Below are 11,764 nucleotides of genomic sequence, written 5' to 3'. Positions count from 1 at the left end.
AAAACAAGGGTGCGTTGAAGATATGCGAGCACCTGTAAAGTGGCGGGGATTACTCCCCGCCGTTGCTCTTACTCGGATTCGTAAGCCGTGAAAACAGCAACCTCCGTCTGGCCAGTTCGGATGTGAACCTCACAGAGGTCTTTTCTCGTTACCAGCGCCGCCACTACGGCGGTGATACAGATGACGATCAGGGCGGCAATCATCGCCTTATGCTGCTTCATTGCTCTCTTCTCCTTGACCTTACGGTCAGTAAGAGGCACTCTACATGTGTTCAGCATATAGGGGGCCTCGGGTTGATGGTAAAATATCACTCGGGGCTTTTCTCTATCTGCCATCCAGCTAATGCCTGAGACAGACAGCCTCAAGCACCCGCCGCTATTATACTATTCACTTTAATCCATTTGATTATATCAACCCCAATCCTGAAGACGCCTCGCATTTTTATGGCGTAATTTTTTAAGGATTCAATTAGTTAACGTTGATTTGTCCCTTTATTGCAATTATTGAGGACAAGTTGGATATATTTGAAATATCGCCCTAACAAACAGCTCTGGCTTACCACAAATTAATTATTACTTTTCCGAATAAATCCTTCAGAAATCGTGACCTTAAGCTATGATTATTGAGTTTTGAGGTCATCAGCCACCGCTTTCGGGCGTCAAAAAATCTTCCTCCGCTGGTGACGCAACCTCCTTTATAGATCGTAAAAAGCGAACTATTCCTACATTATAATCTGATTTTAACGATGATTCTTGCGGGGTAAAATAGTAAAAACGATCTATTCACCTGAAAGAGAAATAAAAAGTGAAACATCTGCATCGATTCTTTAGTAGTGATGCCTCGGGAGGCATTATTCTCATTATTGCCGCTGTTCTGGCGATGATTATGGCCAACAGCGGCGCAACCAGTGGATGGTATCACGACTTTCTTGAAACGCCGGTTCAGCTTCGGGTTGGTTCACTTGAGATCAACAAAAACATGCTGTTATGGATAAATGACGCACTGATGGCGATATTTTTCCTGTTAGTTGGTCTGGAAGTTAAACGCGAACTGATGCAAGGATCGCTGGCCAGCCTGCGGCAGGCTGCGTTTCCGGTCATTGCCGCTATCGGCGGGATGATTGTCCCGGCATTGCTCTATCTGGCTTTTAACTATGCTGATCCTATCACTCGTGAAGGGTGGGCGATCCCGGCGGCTACTGACATTGCCTTTGCGCTTGGTGTACTGGCGTTATTGGGAAGCCGTGTGCCGTTAGCGCTGAAGATCTTTTTGATGGCGCTGGCTATTATCGATGATCTTGGTGCCATCATTATCATCGCCTTGTTTTACACCAATGACTTGTCGATGGCTTCTCTTGGCGTTGCTGCAGTGGCGATTGCTGTACTCGCTGTGTTGAACATGTGTGGCGTGCGCCGTACAGGGGTTTATATTCTGGTTGGTGTGGTGCTGTGGACGGCCGTGCTGAAATCAGGCGTCCATGCAACGCTGGCTGGGGTTATTGTTGGCTTCTTTATTCCGTTAAAAGAGAAACATGGGCGTTCTCCGGCGAAGCGCCTGGAGCATGTATTGCATCCGTGGGTGGCTTATCTGATCTTGCCGCTATTTGCTTTTGCCAATGCTGGTGTTTCTCTGCAAGGCGTGACGCTGGATGGCCTGACCTCCATTCTGCCATTAGGGATCATCGCCGGTTTGCTGATTGGCAAGCCGCTGGGTATTAGTCTGTTCTGCTGGCTGGCGCTGCGTTTGAAGCTGGCACATCTGCCAGAGGGAACGACTTATCAGCAAATTATGGCTGTTGGGATCCTGTGCGGTATCGGTTTTACTATGTCTATTTTTATCGCCAGCCTGGCCTTTGGTAGCGTAGATCCAGAACTGATTAACTGGGCGAAATTAGGCATTCTGGTCGGTTCAATCTCTTCGGCGGTAATTGGATATAGCTGGCTACGCATTCGTCTACGTCCATCTGTTTGATCGGGCGATGTACCGGGGAGCCATAAATGGCTCCCTTTTCATTGTTATCAGGGAGAGAAATGAGCATGTCTCATATCAATTACAACCACTTGTATTACTTCTGGCATGTCTACAAAGAAGGTTCTGTGGTTGGCGCAGCGGAGGCGCTTTATTTAACACCACAAACGATTACCGGGCAGATCAGGGCGCTGGAAGAGCGTCTGCAAGGGAAACTATTTAAGCGCAAAGGACGTGGCCTGGAACCCAGTGAACTGGGGGAACTGGTTTATCGCTATGCCGATAAAATGTTCACGTTAAGCCAGGAAATGCTGGATATCGTCAACTATCGCAAAGAGTCTAACTTATTGTTTGATGTTGGCGTTGCAGATGCACTTTCGAAACGCCTGGTCAGCAGTGTTCTGGATGCCGCAGTTGTAGAAGACGAGCAGATCCATCTACGCTGCTTTGAATCGACGCACGAGATGCTGTTGGAGCAACTGAGTCAGCATAAGTTGGATATGATCATCTCTGACTGTCCGATCGACTCCACCCAGCAGGAGGGGCTATTTTCCATAAAAATTGGCGAGTGTGGTGTCAGTTTCTGGTGCACTAACCCGCTGCCAGAAAAACCGTTTCCAGCCTGTCTGGAGCAACGTCGCTTACTTATACCGGGGCGGCGCTCAATGTTGGGACGCAAGCTATTAAACTGGTTTAACTCCCAGGGATTGAATGTTGAAATTCTGGGGGAGTTTGATGATGCGGCGTTGATGAAAGCCTTTGGTGCGACGCACAATGCTATTTTTGTTGCCCCTTCACTTTACGCCAATGATTTTTATACCGATAACTCGGTTGTGGAGATTGGTCGCGTTGAGAACGTCATGGAAGAGTACCATGCGATTTTTGCCGAAAGAATGATCCAGCACCCTGCGGTACAGCGTATTTGCAATACAGATTACTCTGCGCTGTTTACTTCAGCCGCGAAATAGCCATTCGTACTTTGCAGGCTACAGTGTTGGCCTGCTTTTGCTCGTTGGCATAAAAAAACCCGCTTGCGCGGGTTTTTTTACAAAGCTGACAACAAAAGGCGATTAAGCCAGTTTGTTGATCTGTGCAGCCAGGTTAGCCTTATGACGTGCAGCTTTGTTTTTGTGGATCAGACCTTTAGCAGCCTGACGGTCCACGATCGGTTGCATTTCGTTAAATGCTTTCAGTGCAGCAGCTTTGTCGCCAGCTTCGATAGCTGCGTATACTTTCTTGATGAAAGTACGCATCATAGAGCGACGGCTTGCGTTGTGCTTACGAGCCTTTTCAGACTGAATGGCGCGCTTCTTAGCTGATTTGATATTAGCCAAGGTCCAACTCCCAAATGTGTTCTATATGGACAATTCAAAGGCCGAGGAATATGCCCTTTTAGCCTTCTTTTGTCAATGGATTTGTGCAAATAAGCGCCGTTAATATGGCAGCGCTCGTTGCGTAGTGATGGCGCAGGATTCTACCAGCTTGCAGGGTGTGAATACAGCTTTTCCGCGAGAAAAATTGCAGCAGGCCGTTAGTTTCTTACCGTGATTTGCGCCATGGCAATGAAAAGCCACTTCTTTCTAATTTCAGTACTCAATCGCCGGTTAACCTTGACCGCTGTACAAGGTATACTCGGACGATTTTCACTGTTTTGAGCCAGACATGAAGCTGATACGCGGCATACATAATCTCAGCCAGGCCCCGCAAGAAGGGTGTGTGCTGACTATTGGTAATTTCGACGGCGTGCATCGCGGTCATCGCGCGCTGTTGCAGGGCTTGCAGGAAGAAGGGCGCAGGCGCAACTTACCGGTGATGGTGATGATTTTTGAGCCTCAACCACTGGAACTGTTTGCCACCGACAAAGCCCCGGCACGCCTGACCCGGCTGCGGGAAAAACTGCGTTATCTTGCCGAGTGCGGCGTAGATTACGTGCTGTGCGTGCGTTTTGACAGGCGCTTTGCGGCGCTGACGGCGCAAAATTTTATCAGCGATCTACTGGTGAAGCAGTTGCGGGTAAAATTTCTTGCTGTGGGTGATGATTTCCGCTTTGGCGCTGGTCGTGAAGGCGATTTCTTGTTATTACAGAAAGCTGGCGCAGAATACGGCTTCGACATCACCAGTACGCAAACTTTCTGTGAAGGTGGCGTGCGTATCAGTAGTACTGCCGTGCGTCAGGCCCTGGCGGATGACAACCTGGCTCTGGCTGAAAGTTTACTGGGGCACCCGTTTGCCATCTCCGGGCGTGTTGTCCACGGTGATGAGTTAGGGCGCACTATTGGTTTCCCGACGGCGAATGTACCGCTGCGTCGTCAGGTTTCCCCGGTGAAAGGGGTTTATGCGGTGGAAGTGCTGGGCCTCGGTGAAAAACCGTTGCCTGGCGTCGCGAACATCGGCACGCGCCCAACGGTAGCAGGCATTCGCCAGCAACTGGAAGTGCATGTTCTGGATGTTGCAATGGACCTTTACGGTCGCCATATACAAGTAGTGCTGCGTAAAAAAATACGCAGTGAGCAGCGATTTGCGTCGCTGGACGAACTGAAAGCGCAGATTGCGCGTGATGAATTAACCGCCCGCGAATTTTTTGGGCTAACAAAACCGGCTTAAGCCTGTTATGTAATCAAACCGAAATACGGAACCGAGAATCTGATGAGTGACTATAAATCAACCCTGAATTTGCCGGAAACAGGGTTCCCGATGCGTGGCGACCTCGCCAAGCGCGAACCGGGAATGCTGGCGCGTTGGACTGATGATGATCTGTACGGCATCATCCGTGCGGCTAAAAAAGGCAAAAAAACCTTCATTCTGCATGATGGCCCTCCTTATGCGAATGGCAGCATTCATATTGGTCACTCGGTTAACAAGATTCTGAAAGACATAATCATCAAGTCCAAAGGGCTTTCTGGATATGACTCGCCGTATGTGCCTGGTTGGGACTGTCACGGTCTGCCGATCGAGCTGAAAGTAGAGCAAGAGTTCGGTAAGCCGGGTGAGAAATTCACCGCAGCCGAGTTTCGCGCCAAGTGTCGCGAATATGCAGCGACCCAGGTTGATGGTCAGCGCAAAGACTTTATCCGTCTGGGGGTGCTGGGCGACTGGTCACATCCGTACCTGACTATGGACTTCAAAACCGAAGCCAACATCATCCGTGCGCTGGGCAAAATTATCGGCAACGGCCATCTGCACAAAGGCGCTAAACCGGTGCACTGGTGCGTAGACTGTCGTTCCGCGCTGGCGGAAGCGGAAGTTGAGTATTACGACAAAACCTCCCCGTCCATCGACGTCGCGTTCCACGCCGCCGATCAGGATGCGCTGAAAGCGAAATTTGGCGTTTCTGACGTTAATGGCCCGATCTCTCTGGTTATCTGGACCACAACGCCGTGGACCCTGCCTGCGAACCGCGCAATCTCTATTGCACCGGATTTCGACTATGCGCTGGTGCAGATCGACGGTCAGGCCGTGATCCTTGCGAAAGATTTGGTTGAAAGTGTGATGCAGCGTATCGGCGTTACCGAATACACCATCCTCGGCACGGTGAAAGGTGCGGAGCTGGAACTGCTGCGCTTTACCCATCCGTTTATGGGCTTCGATGTTCCGGCAATTCTTGGCGATCACGTCACGCTGGATGCCGGTACTGGTGCTGTTCACACCGCGCCTGGCCACGGCCCTGACGACTATGTTATCGGTCAGAAATACGGTCTGGAAACCGCTAACCCGGTTGGCCCGGACGGTACTTATCTGCAGGGAACTTACCCGACGTTAGACGGTGTGAACGTCTTCAAAGCGAATGATATTGTCGTTGCACTGTTGCAGGAAAAAGGCGCGCTGCTGCATGTTGAGAAGCTGCAGCACAGCTATCCGTGCTGCTGGCGTCACAAAACCCCAATCATCTTCCGTGCGACGCCACAGTGGTTCGTCAGCATGGATCAGAAAGGTCTGCGTGCGCAGTCACTGAAAGAGATCAAAGGCGTGCAGTGGATCCCGGACTGGGGCCAGGCGCGTATTGAGTCGATGGTCGCTAACCGTCCTGACTGGTGTATCTCCCGTCAGCGTACCTGGGGCGTACCGATGTCACTGTTCGTGCACAAAGACACTGAAGAGCTGCATCCGCGTACCCTTGAACTGATGGAAGAAGTGGCAAAACGCGTTGAAGTTGACGGCATCCAGGCGTGGTGGGATCTCGATGCAAAAGAGATCCTCGGTGACGACGCTGACCAGTACGTGAAAGTGCCGGATACGCTGGACGTATGGTTTGACTCCGGATCTACGCACTCTTCCGTTGTTGACGTGCGTCCGGAATTTGCCGGTCACGCTGCGGACATGTATCTGGAAGGTTCTGACCAACATCGTGGTTGGTTCATGTCTTCCCTGATGATCTCCACTGCGATGAAAGGCAAAGCGCCATATCGTCAGGTACTGACTCACGGCTTTACCGTGGATGGTCAGGGTCGCAAGATGTCTAAATCCATCGGCAACACCGTTTCGCCGCAGGATGTGATGAACAAGCTTGGCGCGGATATTCTGCGTCTGTGGGTGGCATCAACTGACTACACCGGCGAAATGGCCGTTTCTGACGAGATCCTGAAACGTGCTGCTGACAGCTATCGTCGTATCCGTAACACCGCACGCTTCCTGCTGGCAAACCTCAATGGTTTCGATCCGGCAAAAGATATGGTGAAACCGGAAGAGATGGTGGTACTGGACAGATGGGCCGTGGGTTGTGCGAAAGCGGCTCAGGAAGACATCATCAAGGCTTACGAAGCATACGATTTCCACGAAGTGGTACAGCGTCTGATGCGCTTCTGCTCCGTTGAGATGGGCTCTTTCTACCTCGACATCATCAAAGACCGTCAGTACACCGCCAAAGCAGATAGCGTGGCGCGTCGTAGCTGCCAGACTGCGCTGTATCACATCGCAGAAGCGCAGGTTCGCTGGATGGCACCGATCCTCTCCTTCACCGCGGATGAAGTGTGGGGTTACCTGCCGGGCGAACGTGAAAAATACGTCTTTACCGGTGAGTGGTACGAAGGTCTGTTTGGTCTGGCTGACAGCGAAGCGATGAACGATGCGTTCTGGGACGAGTTGCTGCAAGTGCGTGGCGAAGTGAACAAAGTCATTGAGCAAGCGCGTGCTGACAAGAAAGTGGGTGGCTCGCTGGAAGCGGCAGTAACCTTGTACGCAGAACCGGAACTGGCAGCGAAACTGAACGCGTTGGGCGATGAATTACGATTTGTCCTGTTGACCTCCGGCGCTACCGTTGTAGACTATAACAACGCACCTGCTGATGCTCAGCAGAGCGAAGTACTCAAAGGGCTGAAAGTCGCGTTGAGTAAAGCCGAAGGTGAGAAGTGCCCACGCTGCTGGCACTACACCCAGGATGTCGGCAAGGTGGCGGAGCATGCAGAAATCTGCGGCCGCTGTGTCAGCAACGTCGCCGGTGACGGTGAAAAACGTAAGTTTGCCTGATGAGTCAATCGATCTGTTCAACAGGGCTACGCTGGCTGTGGCTGGTAGTAGTCGTGCTGATTATCGATCTGGGCAGCAAATACCTTATCCTCCAGAATTTTGCTCTGGGGGATACGGTTCCGCTGTTCCCGTCGCTTAATCTGCATTATGCGCGTAACTATGGCGCGGCGTTTAGTTTCCTTGCCGATAGCGGCGGCTGGCAGCGTTGGTTCTTTGCCGGTATTGCAATTGGTATTAGCGTGATCCTGACGGTGATGATGTATCGCTCGAAGGCCACGCAGAAACTGAACAACATTGCTTACGCGCTGATTATTGGCGGTGCGCTGGGCAACCTGTTCGACCGCCTGTGGCACGGCTTTGTGGTCGATATGATCGACTTCTACGTTGGCGACTGGCAGTTCGCCACCTTCAACCTCGCTGATACTGCCATCTGTGTCGGTGCGGCACTGATTGTGCTGGAAGGTTTTTTGCCTTCGAAAGCGAAAAAACAATAATAAACCCTGCCGGATGCGATGCTGACGCATCTTATCCGGCCTACAGATTGCTGCGAAATCGTAGGCCGCATCCGGCAAACATCCTCAAAATACAAGAGCAAACCTGCATGTCTGAATCTGTACAGAGCAATAGCGCCGTCCTGGTGCACTTCACGCTAAAACTCGACGATGGCACCACCGCTGAGTCTACCCGCAACAACGGTAAACCGGCGCTGTTCCGCCTTGGCGACGCTTCTCTTTCCGAAGGGCTGGAGCAACACCTGCTGGGGCTGAAAGTGGGCGATAAAACCACCTTCTCGCTGGAGCCTGATGCGGCGTTTGGCGTACCGTCACCGGACCTGATTCAGTACTTCTCCCGCCGTGAGTTTATGGATGCAGGCGAGCCAGAAATTGGCGCAATAATGCTTTTTACCGCAATGGATGGCAGTGAGATGCCTGGCGTGATCCGCGAGATTAACGGCGACTCTATTACCGTTGATTTCAACCATCCGCTGGCCGGGCAGACCGTTCATTTTGATATTGAAGTGCTGGAAATCGATCCGGCACTGGAGGCGTAACATGCAGATCCTGTTGGCCAACCCACGTGGTTTTTGTGCCGGGGTAGACCGCGCTATCAGCATTGTTGAAAACGCGCTGGCCATTTACGGCGCACCGATTTATGTCCGCCACGAAGTGGTGCATAACCGCTACGTGGTCGATAGCCTGCGCGAGCGTGGCGCTATCTTTATTGAGCAGATCAGCGAAGTGCCGGATGGCGCAATCCTGATTTTCTCCGCGCACGGTGTTTCCCAGGCTGTACGCAACGAAGCGAAAAGCCGCGATCTGACGGTATTCGACGCAACTTGTCCGCTGGTGACCAAAGTGCATATGGAAGTCGCCCGCGCCAGCCGTCGTGGCGAAGAATCTATTCTCATTGGCCATGCCGGGCACCCGGAAGTGGAAGGTACGATGGGGCAGTACAGTAACCCGGAAGGGGGAATGTATCTGGTCGAGTCACCGGACGACGTGTGGAAACTGACGGTCAAAAACGAAGATAAACTCTCCTTTATGACCCAGACCACGCTGTCGGTGGATGACACTTCGGATGTTATCGATGCGCTGCGTAAACGTTTTCCGAAGATTGTCGGGCCGCGCAAAGATGACATCTGTTACGCCACCACCAACCGCCAGGAAGCGGTACGCGCTCTGGCAGAGCAGGCGGAAGTGGTACTGGTCGTTGGTTCGAAAAACTCATCCAACTCCAATCGTCTGGCGGAACTGGCACAGCGTATGGGCAAACGCGCGTTTTTGATTGATGATGCGACAGATATCCAGGAAGAGTGGGTGAAAGACGTTAAATGTGTCGGCGTGACTGCGGGGGCATCGGCTCCGGATATTTTGGTGCAGAATGTGGTTGCACGTTTACAGCAGCTTGGCGGCGGCGAAGCCATTCCGCTGGAAGGCCGCGAAGAAAACATTGTTTTCGAAGTGCCGAAAGAGTTGCGTGTGGATATTCGTAAAGTTGATTAAGTCATTAGCAGCCTAAGTTATGCGAAAATGCCGGTCTTGTTACCGGCATTTTTTATGGAGAAAACATGCGATTACCTATTTTCCTCGATACTGATCCCGGCATCGATGATGCCGTTGCCATTGCCGCCGCGATTTTTGCTCCCGAACTCGACCTGCAACTGATGACCACCGTTGCGGGTAATGTCTCAGTTGAGAAAACCACGCGTAACGCCCTGCAACTGCTGCATTTCTGGAATGTGGATATTCCGCTCGCCCAGGGCGCTGCTGTACCGCTGGTACGCGCGCCGCGTAATGCGGCATCTGTGCACGGCGAATCGGGAATGGCTGGCTACGACTTTGTTGAACACAACAGAAGCCCGCTGGATAAACCGGCATTTCTGGCTATTCGTGATGCTCTGATACGTGCGCCAGAACCCGTTACTCTGGTGGCTATCGGCCCGTTGACCAATATCGCGCTGTTACTTTCACAATGCCCGGAATGCAAACCGCATATTCGCCGTCTGGTGATCATGGGCGGTTCCGCCGGACGCGGCAACTGTACGCCAAACGCCGAGTTTAATATCGCAGCCGATCCGGAAGCAGCGGCATGTGTCTTCCGTAGTGACATTGAAATTGTCATGTGTGGTCTGGATGTCACCAATCAGGCGATATTAACCCCAGACTATCTCGCCACGTTGCCGGAGTTGAATCGTACCGGGAAAATGCTTCACGCCCTGTTTAGCCACTATCGCAGCGGCAGTATGCAAAGTGGTCTGCGTATGCACGATCTCTGCGCTATCGCCTGGCTGGTGCGTCCGGATTTGTTCACCCTCAAACCCTGTTTTGTGGCGGTGGAAACTCAGGGGGAATTTACTTCGGGCACTACGGTCGTTGATATTGACGGTTGCCTGGGTAAACCTGCCAATGTACAGGTGGCGCTGGATCTGGATATGAAAGGTTTCCAACAGTGGGTGGCTGAGGTGCTGACCCTGGCACCATAACCTGTCACATATTATCGGCATGTAGTCATTTACTGACTCATGCCTTTCACTGATATCCCTCCCTGTTTATCATTAATTTCTAATTATCGGCGTTTTTGGCTGGCGGCGTAGCGATGCGCTGGTTACTCTGAAAACGGTCTATGCAAATTAACAAAAGAGAATAGCTATGCATGATGCAAACATCCGCGTTGCCATCGCGGGAGCCGGTGGGCGTATGGGCCGCCAGTTGATTCAGGCGGCGCTGGCGTTAGAGGGCGTGCAGCTTGGCGCGGCGCTGGAGCGTGAAGGATCTTCTTTACTGGGCAGTGACGCCGGTGAACTGGCTGGAGCCGGAAAAACCGGCGTTACCGTACAAAGCAGCCTGGATGCGGTAAAAGATGATTTTGATGTGTTTATTGATTTTACCCGTCCGGAAGGCACGCTGAACCATCTGGCATTTTGTCGCCAGCATGGCAAAGGGATGGTGATTGGCACGACGGGTTTTGATGACGCAGGCAAGCAGGCGATTCGTGATGCCGCCGGGGATATTGCGATTGTCTTTGCCGCCAACTTTAGTGTCGGCGTTAATGTGATGCTTAAGCTGCTGGAGAAAGCCGCTCAGGTAATGGGTGACTACACGGATATCGAGATTATTGAAGCACATCACAGGCATAAAGTGGATGCGCCGTCGGGCACTGCGCTGGCGATGGGAGAGGCGATTGCCCATGCACTGAACAAAGATCTGAAAGATTGCGCAGTTTACAGCCGTGAAGGTCATACCGGTGAACGAGTGCCAGGCACCATTGGTTTTGCCACCGTCCGTGCCGGCGACATCGTTGGCGAACATACCGCCATGTTTGCCGATATTGGCGAACGTCTGGAGATTACGCATAAGGCTTCCAGCCGCATGACCTTTGCTAACGGCGCGGTAAGATCGGCTTTGTGGCTGAATGGCAAAGAAAGTGGGCTTTTTGACATGCGAGATGTGCTTAATCTCAATGCGTTATAACAACAAAACATTAGAGTTGATGCAAAAATAACACATCTAACTTTATAATTATAAAGGGCTTTAAATTTTAGCCCTTTTGTTTTGATTGTTCTTATTGTTAATTTGTGTGAGTTGCTAAAAATATCATGTTTTGTTGATGATTTTTGTTGTTTTAATGTAAATTTTGACCGTTTGGTCCGCTTTTTATCTGACGAAATTGGTTTTATACATTCTTCTCTCTGCGCAAGCGTTTTCCAGACTATGTTAGATGATATTTTTGCCGCTTAATGCCATCAAAATATGTGTGATGCATAAAATCATATAATAAATACCGCGATTGAGTTGACTTTTAGCTTCCATATCTCCAGAATGCCGCCGTTTGC

General features: G+C 51.4%; 11 protein-coding genes and 1 pseudogene. 10 read left to right on the top strand and 2 right to left on the bottom strand.

What is annotated here, in order from left to right; all coding sequences use genetic code 11:
• Positions 1-68 precede the first annotated feature (68 nt).
• Positions 69-221 (bottom strand): type I toxin-antitoxin system toxin MokC, encoded by a 153-nt coding sequence (gene mokC, locus C1192_RS12890; RefSeq protein ID WP_042348928.1) that lies wholly within the window; start codon positions 219-221, stop codon positions 69-71.
• Positions 222-804: 583 nt separating this feature from the next.
• Between mokC and nhaA the strand changes: the two genes are divergently transcribed.
• Together nhaA and nhaR are read left to right on the top strand one after the other, a co-directional pair.
• Positions 805-1,971 carry a Na+/H+ antiporter NhaA gene (gene nhaA, locus C1192_RS12880; RefSeq protein WP_000681378.1) on the top strand — a complete coding sequence of 389 codons (1,167 nt, stop codon included), beginning with the start codon at positions 805-807 and terminating at the stop codon, positions 1,969-1,971.
• A gap of 59 nt (positions 1,972-2,030) precedes the next feature.
• Positions 2,031-2,936, top strand: coding sequence for a transcriptional activator NhaR (gene nhaR, locus C1192_RS12875; RefSeq protein WP_000062876.1), 906 nt, complete (start codon positions 2,031-2,033; stop codon positions 2,934-2,936).
• 102 nt (positions 2,937-3,038) lie between these two features.
• On the opposite strand, the gene rpsT is transcribed toward nhaR, so the two are convergent.
• On the bottom strand, positions 3,039-3,302 hold the full coding sequence (gene rpsT, locus C1192_RS12870) for a 30S ribosomal protein S20 (RefSeq protein ID WP_001274018.1): 264 nt from the start codon (positions 3,300-3,302) through the stop codon (positions 3,039-3,041).
• 102 nt (positions 3,303-3,404) lie between these two features.
• On the opposite strand from rpsT, the pseudogene C1192_RS12865 reads away from it, so the two are divergent.
• From C1192_RS12865 to dapB, 8 genes and pseudogenes are all read left to right on the top strand, one after another.
• Positions 3,405-3,623: pseudogene (locus tag C1192_RS12865) on the top strand (DUF2575 domain-containing protein).
• 7 nt (positions 3,624-3,630) lie between these two features.
• Entirely contained in the window at positions 3,631-4,572 is a 942-nt protein-coding gene (gene ribF / locus C1192_RS12860) for a bifunctional riboflavin kinase/FAD synthetase (protein ID WP_000767344.1), read from the top strand.
• 42 nt (positions 4,573-4,614) lie between these two features.
• The gene (ileS, locus tag C1192_RS12855) at positions 4,615-7,431 is read left to right on the top strand and encodes an isoleucine--tRNA ligase (protein ID WP_038354929.1); all 2,817 of its coding nucleotides are present in this window, start codon (positions 4,615-4,617) and stop codon (positions 7,429-7,431) included.
• A complete protein-coding gene (gene lspA, locus C1192_RS12850; protein ID WP_038354930.1) occupies positions 7,431-7,925 on the top strand; it encodes a signal peptidase II in 495 nt (164 codons plus the stop codon). Before ileS ends, lspA begins: the two co-directional genes overlap by 1 nt.
• A 107-nt stretch (positions 7,926-8,032) precedes the next feature.
• Complete coding sequence (gene fkpB, locus C1192_RS12845) at positions 8,033-8,482, top strand: FKBP-type peptidyl-prolyl cis-trans isomerase (RefSeq protein ID WP_000004655.1); 450 nt, start codon at positions 8,033-8,035, stop codon at positions 8,480-8,482.
• A gap of 1 nt (position 8,483) precedes the next feature.
• On the top strand, positions 8,484-9,434 hold the full coding sequence (ispH, locus tag C1192_RS12840) for a 4-hydroxy-3-methylbut-2-enyl diphosphate reductase (protein WP_038354931.1): 951 nt from the start codon (positions 8,484-8,486) through the stop codon (positions 9,432-9,434).
• A 65-nt stretch (positions 9,435-9,499) separates the two neighbouring features.
• Positions 9,500-10,414 carry a ribonucleoside hydrolase RihC gene (gene rihC, locus C1192_RS12835; RefSeq protein ID WP_038354932.1) on the top strand — a complete coding sequence of 305 codons (915 nt, stop codon included), beginning with the start codon at positions 9,500-9,502 and terminating at the stop codon, positions 10,412-10,414.
• Between the two features lie 166 nt (positions 10,415-10,580).
• Positions 10,581-11,402, top strand: coding sequence for a 4-hydroxy-tetrahydrodipicolinate reductase (dapB, locus tag C1192_RS12830; RefSeq protein ID WP_000543592.1), 822 nt, complete (start codon positions 10,581-10,583; stop codon positions 11,400-11,402).
• The last annotated feature ends 362 nt before the right edge of the window (positions 11,403-11,764 follow it).

This window comes from Escherichia marmotae, from assembly GCF_002900365.1.
GTDB lineage: Bacteria > Pseudomonadota > Gammaproteobacteria > Enterobacterales > Enterobacteriaceae > Escherichia > Escherichia marmotae.
This window is presented reverse-complemented; position numbering and strand designations above follow the sequence as displayed.

Coding starts and splice junctions, on each gene's coding strand:
- mokC (WP_042348928.1), bottom strand. CDS start 221: ATGAAGCAGCATAAGGCGATGATTGCCGCCCTGATCGTCATCTGTATC.
- nhaR (WP_000062876.1), top strand. CDS start 2,031: ATGAGCATGTCTCATATCAATTACAACCACTTGTATTACTTCTGGCAT.
- ribF (WP_000767344.1), top strand. CDS start 3,631: ATGAAGCTGATACGCGGCATACATAATCTCAGCCAGGCCCCGCAAGAA.
- ileS (WP_038354929.1), top strand. CDS start 4,615: ATGAGTGACTATAAATCAACCCTGAATTTGCCGGAAACAGGGTTCCCG.
- lspA (WP_038354930.1), top strand. CDS start 7,431: ATGAGTCAATCGATCTGTTCAACAGGGCTACGCTGGCTGTGGCTGGTA.
- fkpB (WP_000004655.1), top strand. CDS start 8,033: ATGTCTGAATCTGTACAGAGCAATAGCGCCGTCCTGGTGCACTTCACG.
- ispH (WP_038354931.1), top strand. CDS start 8,484: ATGCAGATCCTGTTGGCCAACCCACGTGGTTTTTGTGCCGGGGTAGAC.
- rihC (WP_038354932.1), top strand. CDS start 9,500: ATGCGATTACCTATTTTCCTCGATACTGATCCCGGCATCGATGATGCC.
- dapB (WP_000543592.1), top strand. CDS start 10,581: ATGCATGATGCAAACATCCGCGTTGCCATCGCGGGAGCCGGTGGGCGT.